This is a genomic window from Desulfoluna sp., assembly GCF_030145185.1.
Taxonomy (GTDB): Bacteria; Desulfobacterota; Desulfobacteria; order Desulfobacterales; family Desulfolunaceae; genus Desulfoluna.
In genome coordinates, this window is record NZ_JAQYWB010000022.1 from 22,424 (window position 1) to 42,886 (window position 20,463).

Genomic DNA, 20,463 nt, shown 5'->3' on the forward strand with positions numbered 1-20,463 from the left:
CAGCCACCTTCCCAGAGCCCCCTCACTTAAATTCTTTCCCTCCGCCAGCGTTGGCTCGAAGCTGCCCGACCTGAAAGCTCAAGCCCACACATTTGCCCTGGGTTAGACAGGCGTCCACGTCTGCTTCCTCGATGTAGGTTTTCAAGGTCCGCTTCCACCCGGAGGCTTCCACCACCCAGGCATGCTCATCCTTGTCATAGGTGATGCGCAGGTCTTTGCCACACTCACCGGAGTCTGGGTAAAAGCGCCGAATTCGATCGCAAATATCCTTGCTGTTGAACATATGACCTCCTTTCGGACCGCCTTTCGGCATCTCCGACGTTCACATCGACAGCGCGACCCTGCCCAAAGTGAGAGCAACGCAAACCCGTCGATTTTCGGTTTCATCGGTACGTAAAGGGCCACCATGGAGATCTCAGAATGAAAAGCGCGAGGGGAAAAGGGGAAAAAAGAAAAAAACAAGGGGAGGCGTGAGCAGAAAAGGCAAAATATGGTGTCATCGTCTTTTGTCTGTCATCACTATAGCATAGAGCAGAGACACGCCGCAAAAAAAAAGGCCCTTCGGTGTTCATCGCCGAAGGGCCTTTCTCTATTCAAAAATCTGCCGAATGTGACTTAACACGACCGCGCCTTATGCGGCGTCTTCAATCTCCATATCGCTTAAAGGTGTTGCGGCGATCCCTCGATCCAATTCATTTTCAAGGGCAGCGACCACCAGGCCAGCGGAGTTGTCCCCGAAGATGTTGGTGGTGGTACGGAACATATCAAGGATTCGGTCAATACCGGCCACGATGGCGATGCCTTCCAGGGGAAGCCCGACGGACTCCAGAACCAGGGTCAGCATGATGAGACCGCCACCGGGGATACTCGCCGTACCGATGGAGGCCAGAACAGCCGTCAGAACAATGGTGGACTGCTGTGCCAGGGAGAGGTCCACCCCGTAGATGTTGGCCACAAAAATAGCGCCAACGGACTGATAGAGGGCAGTGCCGTCCATGTTGATGGTCAGGGCCATGGGCAGTGTAAAGCCGGACACTTTTTCAGAGACGCCGAGCTGCTTTTGAGCCCTCATGGTAAAGGGAAAGGCAGCGGCTGCGCTGCAGGTACTCAGGCCAACCAGGGCGGGTTCCATCACCTTTTTAAAGTAGTCCAGAGGGCTGATCCGTGCCAGCAGCTTAACGGCCCCGGAATAAACAAAAATGACGTGAATGGCGCTTGCGATAAAGGTGGCAGCAATCAATTTCCCCATGGGCAAAAGGATGGCCATCCCGAACTTACCGGTGGTCCAGGCAATCAGGGCAAACACGCCGTAGGGTGCCATGCGGATCACGATATCGGACAATTTAAACATGACCTCAGCCATGGCAGCAAAGAAATCTGCCACGGGCTTGCCCTTGTCTCCGGCCAGGGAGAGCGCCCCGCCAAAAAGAAGCGCAAAGACGATGATCTGAAGCACGTTGCCTTTGGCAAAGGCCGCCGCAGGGTTTAAGGGGACCATGTTAACGATCATCTGCATGGGAGAGACCTTGGCGGGGTGCGCGATGCTGCTGACCTCGCCCAGGGCGAGTCCGGCGCCGGGCTGAATCACATTGGCCACGACCAGGCCGATGACGACCGCAAAAAAAGTGGTCACAATAAAATAGGTGACGGTTTTAAACCCCAGGGATCCGATCTCCTTGGGATCCCCTGCGCTGGCAACGCCAGTAACCAGGGTGGAAAAAATCAAAGGAACCACGATGAGTCGCAGCCCTCGGATGAAGATATCCCCAATGGGTTTCAGGTAGGTGGCTTTATCGCCCAAAATAAGCCCTGCCAGAAAACCTGCCACCAAACCGATAATAATCTTGTGATACAATTTCAATTTCACGACTTCATCTCCTAAAAATTGATATTTCTCTCATATCCAGACAACTTACGGCGGTGCAGGCCGAACGCCACTGGACGCCATGGGCCCACCCCCGAACGCTGTCAACCACGTGCGGAACCCGGCCCGGTTTTGCTGCCACGGTATCGCCATAAACGACAGGGAACGCCCCCGGCCGAACAGGCACCAACCAGATTGAAGGGATGGAATAGAAAATAGAGGGACCCGATCACCCGTCCCGTCAGAAAATGCAAAAGAAACCTGACAGCATCAGATAAAAAGGCCGGGTCGCATCAAAACGCCAGACGGCGTGTGGGAAATGGGATGCGGTGTGGATGGAATGTTTGTGATGAATGAACAAAACTTTATCCGAATTGAATTTTAATGCAAGCAAAAACTGATGGAATTCATCAAAAATACATATTTTCAGTAGAATAGGGGGATTCCTCAGATGTTTTAGGGGTTTCCCTAATAGACACCCACGGTTCATTTCCGCTAATTTAGCTTTGAAGTGGAATAGAAAATGTGTGGAGAGAAAAAAGGTGTGATGAAGATGCGGATCTATTATAGTAAACGTCTGGCTGTGGGAATCTAAACGTTTACGACCATCATGGAGCCGCATCATGGAGTCTCTTTTCCAAAAAAAACCGAGGAACATACAGGCCGTGAGAGCGCTTCTCTTCTTACTTTTCATGGCCTTCGGATGGCCTTGCCCCCCTGCTGGGGCAGAGGCCGTCACCTTGACCTATGCCACCAACACGGCCCCGGTGGGCCTGCGGGGCATGGCCGAAAAAGCCTTTGTGGACGAAATCGAACGACTCGGCAAGGGGAAGATCCACATCCTGACCTTCTGGGAGCAGTCCTTCTTAAAAGATAAGGAAATCCTTGAGGGGGTGAAAGACGGCACCGTGGACATGGGGCACGTCAACATCAACTACTACCCCGGCCGCCTGGTCATCAATGGCGCCATCACTCTCATGCAGCAGGGTCCTGCGACCTACGCCAACCGCATGTGGGTCTATGACACCCTCTACCAAGAGATCCCGCAGCTCAACGCTGAATTTGAAAGATACCATCAAAAAATCGTCTACACTTATTCGGTACTGCCCATCGCAGGGGCCTTCACTCAGCCTGTCTCCTCCCTTGGCGATTTTAAAAATCGCAGGGTTCGTGCCTCAAGCCGATGGCTTCTCAAGGTGCTGGAAGGCGCCGGTGCCATCCCCGTCTCTCTCCCCTGGGCCGACACCTACATGGCCCTGAAAACCAACGCCCTGGAAGGCATCTACACCAATATCGACGCCATCCACCGCATCAAACTCGATACCGTCGCCCCCCACATCCTCGTTTTTAAAGAATTCTGGAACCCGGTGCCTTTCCATATCACCATCAACATGGACACCTGGAATCGCCTGCCTGAAGAGGTGCAAAAGATCATCCAGACGGCATCGGCCAACTCCAAACAGGCGTTCGCCGTCCTTTATGAGTCCATGCTCGATGAAACGATCGCTGCCCAGAAAAAAGCGGGATGTCAGGTGGCCTTTGCCCAAAAAGAGGACATCGACACCTGGCTGACGCTTCCTGAGGTGACGACGATCAAAGGACTCTGGGCCCAAGAGGTCAGCCCGCAGATGCCTAAAATCAAGGCCCGGCGAATTCTGGAGAAGATCGAGGCCATCGTGGCCGAGGGCATACAAAGGGATCCCAACCCCATTTGACCGTGAAAGCTTGCCCGCCATTTTCGGCCTGTATCAAACTGCCCCAGGCGTCCAGGTAAAACGAGTCACTTTGACCCACCTCGTTTTGCCTGTTTTCCCCCTCCCCTTCGCAACACACGCCCCGGCCAAAAAAAACACATCTTTTTTGTCAGAGCAAATTTCTCTAAAATTCGGTATATTGTCCATCAGAGAGTTCCCCTTCAGGCGACCAGGGCGTCTACAAACTGCCCCACCTGGCCCTTCTTTTGCAATTCATGACACCATACGCAAGATGTGATTTTAAAAAATTGAATTCAACTGTCAACGACACCGACATTTTACAACCAAGGAGTTTCTCTCATGGCACAGTCAGAAGAAGTATACGGATTCTTTATTCCCACCGTCACTCTTATGGGCATTGGTGCACATCGACAGTTAGGTGAGCAGATCAAAACACTGGGCGCTAAAAAGCCTTTCCTGGTGACAGACAAGGGAATCACCGCTGCCGGACTGACCCAGCAGATTGTCGACCTGATCAAGGCAGAGACGGGAACGGATGCCATCGTCTTTGATGAAACCGTCCCAAACCCGACAGACAAAAATGTGGAAGACGGACTGGCGGCCTACAGGAAAAACGAATGTGACATGATCATCACCCTGGGCGGCGGCAGCCCCCACGACTGCGGAAAAGGCATCGGCATCGTCTCAACCAACGGCGGAACCATTCACGATTACGAGGGAGTGGACCAATCCACCCAGGCCATGCCTCCCTTCATCGCCATCAACACCACCGCAGGAACAGGCAGTGAGATGACCCGGTTCTGCATCATCACCGACACCTCACGAAAGGTCAAAATGGCCATCGTCGACTGGCGCGTCACCCCGGCCATCGCCATCAACGACCCGCTCCTCATGGTGGGCATGCCCTCCTTCCTCACTGCGGCAACCGGCATGGACGCACTGACCCATGCGGTGGAAGCTTACGTCTCCACCATCGCCACCCCGGTCACCGACGCCTGTGCGCTCAAGGCCATCGAGCTGGTCTCCGAGTACCTCCGCCCGGTCGTGGCCAACGGAGAAGACATTGAGGCCCGGGACAAAATGGCCTACGCCGAATACCTCGCCGGCATGGCTTTCAACAATGCAAGTCTTGGTCATGTCCATGCCATGGCTCACCAGCTTGGGGGCTTTTACAACCTCCCCCACGGAGTCTGCAACGCCATCCTGCTGCCCCACGTCTCTCGCTACAACCTCATCGCAAAACTCGACCGCTACGTGGACATTGCCGTGGCCATGGGTGAAAACGTGGAGGGGCTCTCCACACGAGAAGCTGCTGAGAAGGCCCTGACCGCGATCCAGACCCTCTCCAGGGACATCAACATCCCCGCCAACCTGACCGAGTTGGGCGTCAAGAAAGAGGATCTCCCCATCATGGCGGGAAACGCCCAGAAAGATGCCTGCGCCCTGACCAACCCACGCCGGCCTACCCTTGAGGACGTCATCGGAATCTACACCGCGGCGCTTTAACCCTGCTCGCCCGAAGGATGAGAAAATCAGACAGAATACCGTGGATTACATTTTGCATTTTTGAAACGACTGAAAACATTGCTGCAAAGAATTGTAATTACGGATTATTCCTTAGCCCTGATTGTTTTCTCATGAAATATCCGGGTTAAGCGAAAAAGCGGATGCGATTTGATCCGAGGAACGAGGGGCAAAACGCATCCGCAACCTGCTTTCAAGGTGGCACACCTTGCCGCCAGAGGCTTTTTTTGGAGCTGTATAGTTACAAAACGAAAAAGCCTCCGGCGGCCCTGCCGGGGGCCAAACTTTTGAGACGTTTGACAGACAGGTATTGTGACCATTCAGCGTCAACGATGTCTCTGGCGGGTCTCTTTTTGAAAAAAGTTTCGCAAAAACGTTTCAGCCCGTAGGGTGCGGCTCCCGCACCGTTCAACGTCGCACAAACCGCCAGCCCCTTCTCAATAGGGTCACCTTAGCCCGGACATTTCATGAGAAACCGCAACACAAAAGGATATACATCTTTATTACAGAGCGTTGTGGCGAAGAAATCAGGTTTTCCAAAAATACAAAGTGTCACTTTCGGTTTTCTATTCGATTTTCTCACCCTTCGGGCGACTCGTGAAATATGCGGGATAGGCGGCTGGAAATAAATAATCATACATAGGCTCGCCAGAATTCCGTTGGGATTTGACCCGAGGAATCCGCCTACGCAAAAGCCTCCGGCGTGACACGCGAGGGGCAAAGCCCTGCGGAAACCTGCTTTCAAGGTGGCTCACCTTGCAGCCGGAGGCATTGCTTTTTGTACTTTTATATTTTTCTTGCAACCTTAACCGTTTTACACGGGATCAGCCCCTGGTTAAGTCTCCTGCAGTTTCCGATAAAGGGTCTTTCGACTCACCCCCAGGAGTTCGGAGGCTTTGGACCGGTTGCCGTTGACATGGTCCAGAACCTTGAGCATATGCTTCCGCTCCAGCTCCTTGAGGGGGAGAAAGGACTCGTCACCGGCCCCCTCCTCTTCTACGGATTCGAGCATCTCATAGGGAAGCGCCTGCTCGGTGATCAGGTTATTCTCCGCCAGGATCACTCCCCGCTCGATAACGTTGTGCAGCTCACGCACATTACCGGGCCAGTCGTGGGCCATGAGGCACTGCATCACTTTTTTGGATATCCGGCATGGGGGCTGATTGTCCACCCGAAGCTGCTCAAGGAAATACTCCATGAGCACAGGAATCTCCTCTTTTCGCTCCCTCAAGGGCTCCAGCTGGATATTGAATACATTCAGGCGGTGATAGAGGTCCTCGCGAAAATGACCGGCATCAACTTCCTCACGCAGGTTTCGGTTGGTAGCAAAGAGAAACCTCACATCCACGGTTCTCTCCTCTTTTTCCCCCACGCGTCGGAAAGTCTGAGTCTCCATCACCCGAAGCAGAGTGGCCTGAACCCCCATGGGGAGTTCCCCGATCTCATCCAGAAAGAGGGTGCCCCCATGGGCAAGGGCGAGCAGCCCCTCTCGAGACTCCGCAGCCCCTGTAAAAGCACCCTTGCAATACCCGAACAGCTCGCTGCGCACCAGCTCACCCTGGAGGGTCGCACAGTTTTTCGTAATAAGGGGCTTATCGAACCGCTCACTCTGGCGATGAATCACCCGCGCCACCACATTCTTTCCGGTACCGCTCTCTCCGGTGATGAGAACCGGCACTTTGACCGGGGCAACCTTTCCGATCAGAAAACGCACCCGATCCATGGATGCGGAGTGACCGATAATGTCCTGTGGGTAGGTATTTTTTTTCTTCCCCTTCCCGGCCCGCCGCGAAACCACCTCCCGCTGCACGCGGACACGCTGAAAGACCTTTTCCACCACCTGCTCCAGAGCATCCAGGTCAAAGGGCTTGGTGATGTAATCGCAGGCCCCGTTTTTCATGGCGTCCACCGCATCATGCACCTCCCCGTACCCGGTGATCAAAATCACCTGCACCCCGGGCATCTTCTCCTGAAACTGCGCCATCAGCTCAAGGCCATTGGCGTCGGGCAACCGAATGTCGAGAAGGATCACATCAAAGGCATGCCTTCGGATGGCGGCAAATGCCTCCGCAGCGCTTCCTGCGGTTTTAATAAGCCGCCGCGGGGAGGCCATCTCTTTTTCAATCAATCGACGGATGGACTTTTCATCGTCCACCACCAGCATATGAATAAAATCCGTCTGAGTCATTCGTGTTTTACCATGCTCGGTAAGGGGAGCTTCACATGAAAGGTCGCCCCCAGGTTCTCCACACTGTCCACCTCAATCTTCCCCTGATGCTGGCGGATAATATTATAACAGGTGGAAAGACCGATACCCGTGCCCTGCCCCACAGGCTTAGTCGTAAAAAAAGGATCATACAACTTATCCAGATGCTCTGCGGGAATGCCACACCCCGTATCCATAATGGAGAGCACGACCCATGAGTCCGTCCTGCAGGTTCGAATGGTGATGGTCCCTTTTTCCCGGATCGCATCCAGAGAATTGAAAATCAAATTGAGAAGCACCTGCTTGAGTTCAGAGCCCACCCCCATAATGGGAGGCACCGCCTCATCCAACTCCAGACAGATCAGGCGGGAGGTACGCCGGTTCAGCTGATAACGCAGCAACTTTAACACCTCCAGCACCAGCTTCCGCAGGTCCACGGGTGCAAACACCACCTTCTTTCTCGGGCTGAAGGTCAACAGCTCCTGGACAATGTCCCGACACCGCTCCCCCTCACTCAGGATCGTCTCCAGATACTCGTGAAAGTCTGCCATGAGCTCCGCTGAGGCACGTCCCTCCTTCAGGCAGGCTTCCAGGCGGGGAAGCCGCCGCTGGAGCCCCTTGGCAAAACCGTTAACTGCCGTCAGGGGGTTGTTTATTTCATGGGCAACTCCGGCGGCCAGGACCCCGATGGTGGCCATTTTTTCCGCATGATAACACCGGGCCTGATACTCCTTTTCCCGGGTCACATCCCGCATGAGGAGAAGAAAACGATATCCCCTGCCGTTGGACCAGCGAATGGGGGAGGCCGTAATCTCAAACTGATGATTCTTTCCTCCCAGGGAATAGATATGCAGCTTCCGGCACACCTGATTCGTCTCGCGGGCGATGACCATGGGGCAGTCGGGGCAGGGGGTTTCCCTTTCCCGAAACACCCGATAGCAGAAATCTCCCCTGGGGTCCTTCTGCGAAAACACCTCGCCAAACACGTGGTTCACGGAGATAAGGGTAAAATTAAAGGAGACCACGGCCATCACATCGGTGATTCCGTCCAAAATGGCCTGAATCTCTCGCTGTCGCCGTCCCAACTCCAGATTGGAGTCCCTGAGTTCGGCGTTCCGGTTCTTGAGTTCTCCAAAAAAGCCCAGCTTGGTGTGCTCCAGGCCGATGATATCTTCCAGTGTCGTGGTTTTATTCTTCATCACCAGGCCGCCTCACAGATCCCCACCATATCCCCTACCGTGACGGCACGCGGGTTGCTCAGCACACAGGAGTCCTGAATCGCCATCTCGCAGATCTGGGAGAGGTTCACCTGATCCGGCACAATACTCCTCAGGCGGGTGGTCACCTTCAGGGAGTCAAAATACGCTTCTAACTTTTCGATACCCGCCTGTGCAGTGGCCTCTGCGCTCCCAAGAGACCGACCTAAAACGATGCGCCCGATATCGGCAATCTTGTCCTGGCAGACCGTCATGTTGTAGCGCATCACATGGGGAAGCAGCACAGGATGAATCAGGCCATGGACCACATCCAGCATTCCGCCCAGGGAGTGGGCCAGGGCATGATCTACCCCAAGTCCTGCGTTGCTGAACGCCATGGCGGCAGAGGTCCCGGCAATGCTGAGCTGCTCCAGGTCATCAAGGGAACCGGTCTCCAGGGCCCGGGGAAGGTACTTCATGATCAGCTCCATGGCCTTGAGGGAGTGAATCTCCGTCACGGGAAATGCGATGGGAGAGAGATACGACTCCACCGCATGGGAAAATGCGTCGATGGCCGAAGAGATGATCAGTTCCCGAGGCTTGGTGGTGAGAAGAATGGGATCGATGATGGAGATGTTGGGCACAAGGGTCCGGCTGATGATAGACATTTTCACATGCCGCTCCACGTCCGTCACGATGGCAAACTGAGAGATGTCCGACCCGCTGCCCGCCGTGGAGGGCATAAAAATCATGGGCGGCAACGGGCGTTTTATTCGATTTGCCCCCTCATAATCCTGTACGCGACCGCCGTTGCTGGCCACCAGGGCGATTCCCTTGGCCGCATCCATGGGGCTGCCGCCCCCCAGTGCGATCACCACATCACACCCCTCTTCCCGATAAAGGTCGGCACCCTCCTGAATCTGCCAGTCCCGCGGATTCGAAGAGACGTTGGAGTAGTGCACCCACCCCAGATTTTTCTCTTCAAGAATCTCAAAAATAACGTCAATCCATCCGCTCTGTTCCAGCCCCGGATCGGTGACGAAAAAAATCTTCTCCGCCCCCAGACGCCTGGCACAAATGCTGGAATATTTCAGGCTCTCGCGCCCGAAAAAGATCTCCGGCACAGAAAATTTGAGAACACCCATATCACCCCACACCCATAGACCTGTTACGAGTTATTAACGCCGTTCAGAAAAATCAATCGATAACCCCAAAAAAAGGAATCGATTTCCTGTTTTCCATTCGCTTTATTGGGTATATTTTAAATGGGTCGATGTCAAGAATTCAGGCAAAGTCATCGCAGACATGCCGGCATGGAGGGTGACAAAGGCGCACAGGACCGCACATAAAACGGAAAGGCATGGATTCCAAGGGCCAGCGCCTGGTGACAGGCGCTAAGCCTAAAAGCCCAACTCCACAAGGCCCTTAATGATGGCGTATTTGGTCAATTCTGCGGTCCCGGAGACTTTCAGCTTTCGCTGAATATTGGCGCGATGGGCTTCGACCGTCTTGGGACTGATAAAGAGCTGCTCGGCAATGTCCCGGTTTGCGTGGCCTTCGGCGATGAGCTGGAGGACCTCACGCTCCCGATCCGAGAGTTTGTCCAGCCCCTCAGGTTCGACCGTGCCGCCCTCTTTCTGCTTTACGTAATAGGTGATCACCTTATTCGAAATATCCGGGCTGAGGTAGGAATCTCCCTTATACGCCACATGGATCGCTTGAATCAGGTCCGTTGTGGCCGACTTCTTGACGAGATAACCGGAGGCCCCGGCACGCAGAGTTTCAAAGATATACTCCTCACTGGTGTGCATGGAAAGAATCAGGATCTTCAGGTCGGGGAACCGTTTTTTAAGCTGGCGCGTGGCATCCATCCCGTTCAACTCGGGCATGGTGATATCCATAATCACCACATCCGGGGCGAGCTGCTCCACCATCTTGATGGCCTCCCGGCCGTTCTCCGCTTCCCCCACCACCTCGATATCGGATTCCGCGTCGAGAAGTGCGCAGAGCCCTTTGCGGACAATGGTGTGATCTTCAGCCACAAGCACCTTGATTATCGTCATGATCATGCCTCTCTCTTCCAGGGTATCACCGTTACTATCGAGGTGCCCTGGCCCGGACTGGACCAAAGCGTGAACCGTCCTCCTAAAAAGGCGATACGCTCCCTCATGCCAAGCAGCCCCAATTTGTTCTTCATGTGCCCACCGCAGAGGGCCTCTTCCGGCTCAAACCCCACGCCGTCATCTTCGACCTTAAAAACGATCATGCCATCGGAGCGAAGCCGCAGGGAAAGAGTCACCTGTGTAGCGTGGGCATGTTTCAAAATATTGTTCAACGCCTCCTGGGCCAGCCGGTAAATGGCCGCTTCGATCTCCTCGGCGGGTCGCTCAGGAAAATCCGGGGCGTCGAGGTGCAAGGACAGGTCCACTTTCTCACCGATACGACGCAGGTACCAGCGCAGGGTGGGACCCAGCCCAAAATCACGCAACATGGGGGGCCAGAGGTTGATGGAGAGATCATGGGCCTGCTCATACAGACGGTCCACAATCTCCTGGGTATCGGCCAGAAGTTCGGTGAGTTTGCCCCCCCCGCCATCGGCGATCGTCTTCTTCATGGCCGCCAGGTTCAGAGTCGCAGCGGTCAGGGATTGGCCAATCTCGTCATGCAGCTCAAAAGAGATCTTTCGGCAGGTGGTCTCCTGCATCTCAAAGACCTTGGCCGAGAGCCGCTCCAGTTCCTGTCCATGCTGCAGAGTGGCCTGCATCAGGTTCACGCTCTGAATCGCCACGGCCAGGGAGGTGGCCACCTCCGTGACAATATCGAGGGTCTCAATGGTGAAACAGGGGTCAGAGAACCGGGAGAGATTAAGCGCCCCGATCAGCTCATCCTTTGCCATCAAGGGAACGCTGACATACCCATCCAGCCCCCCCTCGGACAGAAAAAATCCTGACAGCAAGGAGTTCTTTAACGCCTCGTCGCCGGCCACGGCCATCCGCCGCCCCAGGGCAAGGGTTTCCGGATTGAACTCCCCAAGGGGAAAGGCCGTCCCCTCAGGCACCCCTTGCCCTGATTGCGTATCTACCGCCACCACGGAGGCCCTCCCCTTTTCAAAATCAAAAGAGACCACACAGGCCCACCGACAATCGTAGAGATCTCGCACGTAGCGAAGGACACTCTGGACCGTCTCAGAGGAAAAACTTCCGTCCAATACCGCCCGATCGATCTGATTTAAGACACGCAACTGGTTGGCGTAGTAGGTCAGAGAGGTTTCGACCCTCTTCCGCTTGAAGGTGTTCAGCACGAGGATCAAAATAATCCCCCCAAGGCCCGCAATGCTTAGAAAAATGCCCCAGACCAGTTGTTTGTAGGTGCTGTAAAAAGAGAAGGGGACGTTGATCACCTCCGCCCCGGACGGAAGGGAGGTCTCTTTGATCCTGAATCGTTCCATCTGCCTGTAATCGAACATATGGCGATTGAGACTCTCCTTGAACACCGGAATGACCTGCACCGAGCTCCCGGAGAGAAATCGAAGGGCGATCTCCGCGGCCTTCTCCCCGTGGGCACTGCCGCTGGCCATCATCCCCCCCACCGCGCCAAAGCCGAGATAGTTATCCCAAAATGTATAGATCGGCGCATTGGACGCCCTGGCCACCCCCTGCAGCCCCTCCTTCATGGAGAACGTCCGCCCGGTGCGGTCCACCGTAAAGTTCACATAAAGCACCACGGTGTTCGGGGGCAATTCACTCACCTCGTCCTGCAGCTCCTGCATGCTCATGGCCGGGATGAAGTGAAAAAGGGAGGGGTCGTTCATCTCCTTGAAAGATTTTACAATGGTTTTCAAGATGGCGATACTGGTGTCGGTCTGATCCACCACCACGAGAATTTCTCGGGTTTGGGGATGGAGCCGTAGGGCTGTACGGACGGTCTGGATAATATCGATGCGTTCCAGTACCCCGGTAAACCGGTCGTGACCGAACATCTCAAATTCTTCATAATAGTTCACCCCGCAGAAGACCACCGGGGTTTCGGGAAACATCTTTTTCTTTTCATCCAAAAGAAAACGGAAGGCCGAATCGTCGGTGGCGATAATCACGTCAAAGCGAACCCCACGGTACTTCTCGGTCAAAAAATCGGCCAGGCGTCGCACCTGCCTGGCGTTATCAAACCGTTCGGCGTCCATGTATTCGTAATAAACATTCAGGGCCATGGAGGCTGAATCGGCGCGGGCAAGTCCGGTATCAATGCCTTTTGAGATGCTGTCGTTCCACACATGCCCCTTATGAAAAGAGTGCAGGATCAGGATATTTTTGTGGGGAGGTTCCACGGCAGACGCAGTGGACGCGAAAAGAAGTCCGCAGACGGCAAGGCCGACAAAAAAGCAGAAAAAAAATCGGTCACGATAACCTTTGTCACTCACGATTCAACCCCTAAAATTGGAACCCCCTGGCAGGCAGGCCGTTCTATACAGGGGCCTCTCCTAAAAAAGCCAGAAAACACCCGGAAAAGCCGGCAAATAAACATCCAAACCTCACTCACGCTTCATAGATAATAGAAAATCTATCAGCGCGATCTCTTTAAATCAAGGCATGAGACCCGGCAACCGATTTTTCTTAAAAAAGCGCAAAGCCCTTTCCAATCCGGGTCTTTTTTTGTAACTATGCACCTCATAGAGCGTGTCACGCCCCACAGGGATACCTGAGACACTTTTTCACCGATCACATGTAAGGAATTCGACCCCATGAAAACCCCGCTGTTCGACCCCACGATGCTCCTCAAAATTGCCCGCACCCCCATGCCCTTTGGCAAACACCGGGGCGTGCTTCTGGTGGACCTGCCCGAGCCCTATGTGGTGTGGTTCCATCAGGAGGGCTTTCCCAAAGGAGAACTGGGCGAGATGCTGGGGCTGGTCTATGAGATAAAAGTCAATGGCCTAGAGTATCTGTGTGAGCCGCTTAAAAAACCGGTCACAGACCCTAGGCGATAACATGCTTTTCACATTTCTTCTTCCCCTGTTTTACGTTATGACAAAGTCATGACCACTCTCATCCTCACTGAAAAGCCCTCGGTGGCTGTCGACTTCTCCAAAGCGCTGGGCGTCCGAACCCGCCGGGACGGATATTTTGAGGGCAACGGGACCCTCATCTGCTGGGCCGTGGGCCATCTGGTGGAGCTGTTTACACCCGAAGATTACAGCCCGTCCTTAAAAAAATGGTCTCTGGAGGCCTTGCCCATCCTTCCAGACCCCTTCAAATACAAACCCATCAAGAAGAGCGGAAAACAGCTGGGCGTGATCAAGAGACTCCTCAAGACGCCGGGACTGGAGCGGGTGATTATCGCCACGGACGCAGGGCGGGAAGGAGAGGTCATCGCCCGAACGATCCTGCTGCAGGCGGGGTTCACGGACAAAACGCGGATCATGCGATTCTGGACCAGCCAGGCCCTAACCCCGGCCGTGGTGCGGGGGACCCTGGCAAAACTGAGCCCCATCACCGACTACGACCGACTCTGGCGGGCAGGGTATTACCGGCAGGTCGCTGACTGGATGGTGGGAATGAACGGAACCCGGGCGCTCACCGTGCGTCTGGGCGATCTTTATTCGGTGGGGCGGGTTCAAACGGCGGTGCTGGCCCTTCTGGTACAGCGACGACGCGAGCGGGAAAACTTTAAGCCAGAGCCCTATCTGGTCATAAAAATTCACTTTGAAAACGAAAAGGGTGGCTGGATCGGCACCTGGTTCCAGGGCAAAGAGACGCGCCTCTTTGAGCTTGAGGCGGCACAGGCATTGGTAGAGCGCCTGACCGGAGAAACAAAACCGGGGACCGTGCTTTCGGCGCAAAAAGAAAAAAAATCAGAGCCCCCCCCCTTCCTCTTCTCCCTGACCGATCTTCAGCAGGAGGCCAACAAGCGTTTCGGCTTTCCTGCGAAGAAAACCTTAAACGTTGCCCAGGGCCTCTATCAAGACAAAAAATGCCTCTCCTATCCCCGGACCGACTCCCGTGTATTGGGCACACAAAACCTGGATATGATCAAAAAGCTGGTAACCCGACTCTCCGAGCACACCCCGGCCCTGTTTAAGGGGGTCGATCCCACACGAATCGCTCTGTCCAACAAGCGGGTTTTTAACGACGCCAAGCTCACCGATCACCATGCCCTGATCCCTTTGAAAAATCTACCCTCCAACGCCACATCCGACGAGGCAAAGATCTATGAATTGGTACTCCGGCGATTCGCCGCGGCCTTTCACCCTTACTGCCACTACGAAAACACACGAATTGTAACCGGGTTTTCAGACGAGACCTTTCAGACCACGGGAAAAATCATCCTCTCTTCCGGCTGGCGCGAGGCGTGGCCGGTCAAGGCAAAAAAAGAAGAGGACGCCCACATCCCCCCCTTAATCACCGGCGATGTGGCCCACAAGAAGCGGGTAGCCGCCGAGAAAAAAGAGACCACCCCGCCCCCGGCCTTTAACGATGCGCTTATCTTAAAAGAGATGACCAACCCGGGACGCTACGTCTCGGAAAAGGCCATGAAAGAGCTCTTCCGGGGGGAGATCGGCATCGGCACCCAGTCTACCCGCGCCCAGATCCTTGAGATCCTCATCATGCGTGACTACGCCCGGCGCGAGGGGAAAACCCTCACCGCCACGGACAAGGGCTGTTTTCTGGTGGAGACGCTCCAGAAGACCGCCGTCAGCCGGGTCCTCACATCCCCGGAAGAGACCGCCCGCTGGGAGATGAGCCTCAACCGCATCGCATTGGGCGAAGGAAGCGACGAGAACTTCCTCGCCACCATCAAAGAGTTCGTTGAAAAATCCATGGCCGAGCTGAAAAGCATGCCCCTGGAAGGCCAGGCCCCCGCCTCCCGCAAAAAAGACGGTGAGGTGGTGGGACGCTGCCCGGCCTGCGGCGGCGAGGTCGTGGAGGCCTACAAAAATTATGCGTGTACCTGCGGCTTCACCCTCTGGAAAAAAATGGCCGGAAAAAACCTCACCCCCAACATGGTCGGCCACCTGCTCCGCACAAAAAAATCCGGCCCCTACAACGGTTTTGTCTCAAAAAAGAAGAAACGGTTCTCTGCCTCCATCGTCCTCTTCCAGAAAGACGGCGCATGGGAAACCGCCTTTGACTTTGGAAATGAACCCAAAAAAAAACACGCACCGAAAGACCCCGCACCGTGGGCCGCTGCCCAACCCGCCACCGATCGCTCTTTTGAAAACAGCGGCACCTCCAGCGTAACGCCCCAACCAGAAAAGCCCACACCGCGTCCGAAATCCAAAGCGGATGCCGCCCTGAAACCCTTCCCCCCCTGCCCCGCCTGCGGCGGCACCATCATCGAGGGCAAACGCGGCTTCGGCTGCGCCAACTGGCCATCCGCCAAGGGCGGCTGTCACTTCGTCATCTGGAAAACCCTCTTCGGCAAAGAGCTCACCCGCTCCCAGCTCATCGCCCTGCTCTCTTTAAAACCCACCCGCCCCTGCCAACTCACACGGCCGGACGGTCAAACCGTCAAAACCCGCCTCCGCCTCACCAACACCCCCCAGGGATGGATGGCCATGGCCGACCCGGATGAGCGGGGACAGAAGCACGTTCAGCCAGTTAGATGCACACACGGGTAAAAATAAGCGATGGACGATAGGAAAAGCGGGCCTCGGGCTGCAAGGTGAGCCACCTTGAAAGCAGGGTTCATTGTGTGGCAATGTTCAAAACCCGTTTGTTAAACTCGCCTTTATAAATTTAGAAAAAAATAGGGTCCTGACAGTGCCACCGGAGGGATTGATCCGTTAGCATGAGCTGAATGGTTACGTAACTATTCAGCTATCCATTTTTTTTTAGGACCCTGGCCTGACAGCACCCTAAGCTTTTCGTCTTCCCCGCGCAGGCGGGAAGCCATGTATGAAAATCCGTATCGTCCTCATTTTTATAATGACGTACCGGGTGGATGCGTAGGGTGCGCCGTGCACACCGTCAGGCGTATCGTAAACCGGAAACACCGCATGTTGAAATAAGACTCGTGGTCATCGTTAACTTGCGAGGCCGATGGTCCTCTCTACGGTAGAAGGTGCGGGAGCCGCACCCTACGCGGTGATGAAAAGACGTGACGTATTGGCATTTGAATCTTTCTGTCATTTGCCTCGAACGACCTGGCGAAGGCAAGCTGAATAGTTACATGGTTACCAAAAATTCCCATAGTCCCGGGTCCGATAGGCGGTGATTATAATGATGTCGACCGACAGTTGCCATTTGGTGCATTGCATAAGATCTATTTCTGAACGAGTGAAAGTTCGTTTGACGAATAGAAGCTCACCTGAGTTGTTTTCAACAGCCCATTGCAGCTCAAAGGCATTGACAATCGGTTTCGACAAATCTATTCCGCACAGAGCGTCTGCGAAGATGCAGAGAAGGAGGACGTTCAAATCTGGCGGTGAACGCCCTGCTGAACCTGGGATACACCCGGGTCTTTAACCTCACGGGCGGGGTAAATGCCTATGGGGAAAAAGGGTACTCGCTTTACAACTGGCACGGAGAAATTAAGGTGATTCATTTCGACCGAAAAGATCCTCGTCTCTCCACCTTTGATATCTTCAAAAAGTAACGATTCCGAGTAACTATCACAACCACCCATTGACAAGCCCACGGGTGCCGTCTCATTATATCCTGCATGCAAAAAACGCCCTACGTGTGGTGATCTTGAGTATATTTCTTCACACTTGGCCACCGGCCAGCTGGTCGAATTTCAAAAGAGCTGGATGCGATCCCTTGAACCCACCGGTTTTTCAAATTGTTCTTATTAAAAAAATGAGCGCATCAACAACCCGACCCCGATTTTCAAAAAGAGTCGCAAAATAAACCGGGTGAAGGTGGGATGATGAATATATTTCGGCTTGCCTAACATTTTAGTTGACCCGAAAAACTTTTGGGTCTATGTATGTTCTCAGAATTTAGAGCAAGACTCCTACCCGATAGGGCTTCCGCATCGGATAACAACTTCCATCACGACCACACGGAGGACATATGGCACGCGCACTGATTATCTTCGGATCAACCACAGGAAATACGGAAAACACAGCTGAACGCATCGGAGGCATCCTGAACGACAAGGGACTTGAGGTGACCGTACAAAATGTCAGCGATGTCACCCCGGGCAATGAGGCCGAGTTTGATCTGGTACTCTACGGATGCTCCACCTGGGGGGAGGACGAGATTGAATTGCAGGACGATTTCATTGATTACTATGAGGAGATGGAGAAAGCACCCCTCAGGAATAAAAAGATCGGTGTTTTTGGTTGCGGAGACAGCGCCTACCCTTGTTTCTGCGGTGCCGTGGACGCTATCGAAGAGAAGGTCCGGAATATCGGGGGCTCTCTTGTGATCGAAGGCCTCAAGATTGATGGTGATCCCGACGAGTCTGAAGAAGACATTGATGCATGGGCCACGGCAGTCGCCACGGCTTAATTGAAATCCCGAGACCGTGAGGCCTCGGGGATTTATCCTTTTAAAAAAAAATTTCAGGCGAGAAGCCGAGGAGTCGTGTGATGACAAAGAGAGAGTCCATGGTCATGCAATCGTTTCAGGTGAAGATGATGACACAGCTGGCCCAGGGAACATTTGATTCAGTCAATTTAAAAAATGACCTCTTTGTCAAGTGGCTGGTGGGATATATGGCGGATTCGCGAATCCCTTTCAAACTGATCCCCCTGGGGGGCGGCGTGACACGCATCGTCCATTCAGGAGGCCTTTGCCCCCTGTGCAGCGGGACCGGCATGATTCATGCCGATGAACCAGAGCTGACGGAATCACCGGACCCCGCCACATTCATCCCGACAGATCCAAACTTCATCTGCTACAGCAGAAATTGCTGCAAGGAGAGTCGCAACGCCGCCTGATATTTTCGATATCCCGCCTCACTCTCCGCCAGACGCCCTCCCCCTTTTTTCCCCGATAGCAGTATCACTTTTCCAGTCGCAGGTAGCCCCGAAAGGGGCTGCTTCCTCCCCCACAAAGGCCAATAACCCAATGAACTTTCGGTAAAAAACAGAGACATAAAAAACAGGCGAAGGACACGTGCAATGAAATTTAAAATGAATCAAAATTCAAACCGGAAGGTTACTCACCGAGTAGAACGTGTCTCACAAATTGATGTCGAGGCCAAACACATGGCGCCTGTCCCCGGTTGCACCTTATTCACTGTTATTTTTCTATCATAATGGTTATTTCGGTGCCAAAGGGCGTGTCATCAACCATAACGGCCCTGTTTTTATCCTGTTGTGTATATTGAATATGAGCAGCGCCATTAACCTTTGATTCAGACGGATTAAATGGCATAACCGCTTTTTTGTAATACTCATAGACCAATATAGCGTCATCTTTCGACATCAGTTGTAATGTGGCCACACTAAGTGATGAAAAATCGACTTTGTTGACGATTTGACTGTCCTTGTAAATCGGTGCCCCATAGAAGCCTTTTGAAGCCACTTGACTTTCAACAATGGGTTTCACACATTCGCCAATACGTATCCCAATAGGCAGCATATTTTTTTCTAAAAAGTTCGGTCGCGTCGTATAGTATTTATGGGCTTGCAGGTAATGCTTCCATGAAAAATTTTTGATATTCAATTCTTTCGCTTTTTCTGATGCTTTGAGTATCAGTGCTTCTTGCGAAATTCCTTCATGTGTTTTTTCAATGCATTTAATTTGAACCAATAAGTCGATCCATTGGTCTTCTGTGAATTGAATGTTCTCAGCAACGGCATTTGAGCAAGACAAAAAAATCATACATACAATAAAAAATCTCATGGGAATCTTTTCCTTATTTATGAGGCATGGTGTGAACGCTAAAATCAGGCACGCAGTTTTTTACACCCTCGCATCATGCGGCGGCTCTTGCCGAAAGGAGAGAGTGCCCACAAGTTGATGTAAAGATCGATTGCATCGCGCCTGTTCCCTCGTTTGTTTCTCGTTTTCTCGTTTTGAAGACTGGGTTCGATGTACCTCACCTCACTGCACGAACCAGGGTATTTCACGAAAAAACGATCAGAACCAAGAAATAATATGTAATTACAATTCTTTACAGTAATATTTTCAGTCGTTTAAAAAATGCAAAATGTAATCCACGGTATTCTGTTTGATTTTCTCACCCTTCGGGCTAACAAAATGGCATGAGCACTTCCACCAAATAATCGGACTCTTTTGCCACTGCCATGCCATCCAGAAGGGTTTTCTCAATGGTCTCTCCGTTGCGTTTGAGCCCCAGACTTTCAAGATGTGCTTCCAGTTTTCGCCTGGAGGTGTGGATGGTCTCGTAGTGGCCCTTGTGGTGGATACAGGCAAACTCGCCCCCCTCAAAAGGGATGCTCCCCTTTATGGGACCACTCACTTCCATGGCCACGGCGGAGAAAAGAGTTTCTCCACCGGTGTCATCTATCCAGAATAACATGTGCACCGCCACGTCGATGGGTAGGTTCATGGTTCGCTCTAAAAGTTCTTTAATGGCCAGCTCCATCTCGAAAAGACCATAGGGGGCAGACACGGGAATGGAGATGAGATGCTTTGGGAACACCTTTTTAAACTCTATGCCGAATGGAACGATATGGTCGCAGGCTTCCATGGCGGTGACGATGATTTTAAGCCGGTTCATCGTCCGCTTCATTTCACCCATTTTTCGGACAGCCAGGGCCTCTTTTTCTTTAAAAATCGAGATACGCTCAGCGATGGACGAGACGCCTTTGTAGGCTTTGATCTCCGAGAGTTTCATGCCAAGAGTTTTAAGGCTGATGATCATGTGAAGCTCTTCATTCTGCGCCAGGCTGTAGTGACGGTAGCCGGTTCTGGGGTCGGTCTCACGCGGGGTGAAGAGGCCAATCTTATCGTAGTGGATAAGGGCCTGGCGAGAGATATTGTGGAATCGGGCCATCTCTCCAACGGTGAAGGAAATTTTCATGGAGTGAATCCTGCTTTGGGT

Annotated in this window: 16 protein-coding genes; 7 read left to right on the forward strand and 9 right to left on the reverse strand. The window is 53.3% G+C overall.

The window, feature by feature from the left end; translation table 11 throughout:
* Positions 1-22 precede the first annotated feature (22 nt).
* Together Q1Q75_RS09025 and Q1Q75_RS09030 are read right to left on the reverse strand one after the other, a co-directional pair.
* Positions 23-283 (reverse strand): hypothetical protein, encoded by a 261-nt coding sequence (locus tag Q1Q75_RS09025; protein WP_300669581.1) that lies wholly within the window; start codon positions 281-283, stop codon positions 23-25.
* Positions 284-631: 348 nt separating this feature from the next.
* Entirely contained in the window at positions 632-1,867 is a 1,236-nt protein-coding gene (locus Q1Q75_RS09030; protein WP_300669583.1) for a dicarboxylate/amino acid:cation symporter, read from the reverse strand.
* Between the two features lie 620 nt (positions 1,868-2,487).
* Here Q1Q75_RS09030 and dctP point away from each other — a divergent pair.
* Together dctP and Q1Q75_RS09040 are read left to right on the forward strand one after the other, a co-directional pair.
* On the forward strand, positions 2,488-3,579 hold the full coding sequence (dctP, locus tag Q1Q75_RS09035; protein WP_300669585.1) for a TRAP transporter substrate-binding protein: 1,092 nt from the start codon (positions 2,488-2,490) through the stop codon (positions 3,577-3,579).
* Positions 3,580-3,918: 339 nt separating this feature from the next.
* Positions 3,919-5,085 (forward strand): iron-containing alcohol dehydrogenase, encoded by a 1,167-nt coding sequence (locus Q1Q75_RS09040; protein ID WP_300669587.1) that lies wholly within the window; start codon positions 3,919-3,921, stop codon positions 5,083-5,085.
* A gap of 853 nt (positions 5,086-5,938) precedes the next feature.
* Here Q1Q75_RS09040 and Q1Q75_RS09045 read toward each other — a convergent pair.
* The 5 genes from Q1Q75_RS09045 to Q1Q75_RS09065 all read right to left on the reverse strand — a co-directional run bounded on the left by Q1Q75_RS09045 (position 5,939) and on the right by Q1Q75_RS09065 (position 12,922).
* Positions 5,939-7,291 carry a sigma-54 dependent transcriptional regulator gene (locus Q1Q75_RS09045; RefSeq protein ID WP_300669589.1) on the reverse strand — a complete coding sequence of 451 codons (1,353 nt, stop codon included), beginning with the start codon at positions 7,289-7,291 and terminating at the stop codon, positions 5,939-5,941.
* Positions 7,288-8,508, reverse strand: a complete 1,221-nt coding sequence (locus Q1Q75_RS09050) for an ATP-binding protein (RefSeq protein ID WP_300669592.1) — start codon at positions 8,506-8,508, stop codon at positions 7,288-7,290. The genes Q1Q75_RS09045 and Q1Q75_RS09050 overlap by 4 nt, the downstream gene beginning before the upstream one ends.
* Positions 8,508-9,650 (reverse strand): iron-containing alcohol dehydrogenase, encoded by a 1,143-nt coding sequence (locus Q1Q75_RS09055; RefSeq protein WP_300669595.1) that lies wholly within the window; start codon positions 9,648-9,650, stop codon positions 8,508-8,510. Before Q1Q75_RS09055 ends, Q1Q75_RS09050 begins: the two co-directional genes overlap by 1 nt.
* 255 nt (positions 9,651-9,905) lie before the next feature.
* Positions 9,906-10,574 carry a response regulator transcription factor gene (locus tag Q1Q75_RS09060; RefSeq protein ID WP_300669598.1) on the reverse strand — a complete coding sequence of 223 codons (669 nt, stop codon included), beginning with the start codon at positions 10,572-10,574 and terminating at the stop codon, positions 9,906-9,908.
* Complete coding sequence (locus tag Q1Q75_RS09065) at positions 10,571-12,922, reverse strand: ABC transporter substrate binding protein (RefSeq protein ID WP_300669600.1); 2,352 nt, start codon at positions 12,920-12,922, stop codon at positions 10,571-10,573. Before Q1Q75_RS09065 ends, Q1Q75_RS09060 begins: the two co-directional genes overlap by 4 nt.
* A 321-nt stretch (positions 12,923-13,243) precedes the next feature.
* On the opposite strand from Q1Q75_RS09065, the gene Q1Q75_RS09070 reads away from it, so the two are divergent.
* From Q1Q75_RS09070 to Q1Q75_RS09090, 5 genes are all read left to right on the forward strand, one after another.
* Positions 13,244-13,489, forward strand: a complete 246-nt coding sequence (locus Q1Q75_RS09070) for a DUF3820 family protein (RefSeq protein ID WP_300669603.1) — start codon at positions 13,244-13,246, stop codon at positions 13,487-13,489.
* A 48-nt stretch (positions 13,490-13,537) separates the two neighbouring features.
* Complete coding sequence (gene topB / locus Q1Q75_RS09075) at positions 13,538-16,120, forward strand: DNA topoisomerase III (RefSeq protein ID WP_300669605.1); 2,583 nt, start codon at positions 13,538-13,540, stop codon at positions 16,118-16,120.
* Between the two features lie 806 nt (positions 16,121-16,926).
* Positions 16,927-17,097: a hypothetical protein gene (locus Q1Q75_RS09080; protein ID WP_300669608.1), complete on the forward strand. Its 171-nt coding sequence runs from the start codon at positions 16,927-16,929 to the stop codon at positions 17,095-17,097.
* 419 nt (positions 17,098-17,516) lie between these two features.
* Positions 17,517-17,957 (forward strand): flavodoxin, encoded by a 441-nt coding sequence (locus Q1Q75_RS09085; RefSeq protein WP_300669611.1) that lies wholly within the window; start codon positions 17,517-17,519, stop codon positions 17,955-17,957.
* A gap of 80 nt (positions 17,958-18,037) precedes the next feature.
* Complete coding sequence (locus Q1Q75_RS09090; RefSeq protein ID WP_300669614.1) at positions 18,038-18,388, forward strand: hypothetical protein; 351 nt, start codon at positions 18,038-18,040, stop codon at positions 18,386-18,388.
* Between the two features lie 304 nt (positions 18,389-18,692).
* Here the strand turns inward: Q1Q75_RS09090 and Q1Q75_RS09095 are convergent, their stop codons facing one another.
* Positions 18,693-19,298, reverse strand: a complete 606-nt coding sequence (locus Q1Q75_RS09095; protein WP_300669617.1) for a hypothetical protein — start codon at positions 19,296-19,298, stop codon at positions 18,693-18,695.
* A gap of 349 nt (positions 19,299-19,647) precedes the next feature.
* The gene (locus tag Q1Q75_RS09100; RefSeq protein ID WP_300669619.1) at positions 19,648-20,442 is read right to left on the reverse strand and encodes a MerR family transcriptional regulator; all 795 of its coding nucleotides are present in this window, start codon (positions 20,440-20,442) and stop codon (positions 19,648-19,650) included.
* Positions 20,443-20,463: the final 21 nt, after the last annotated feature.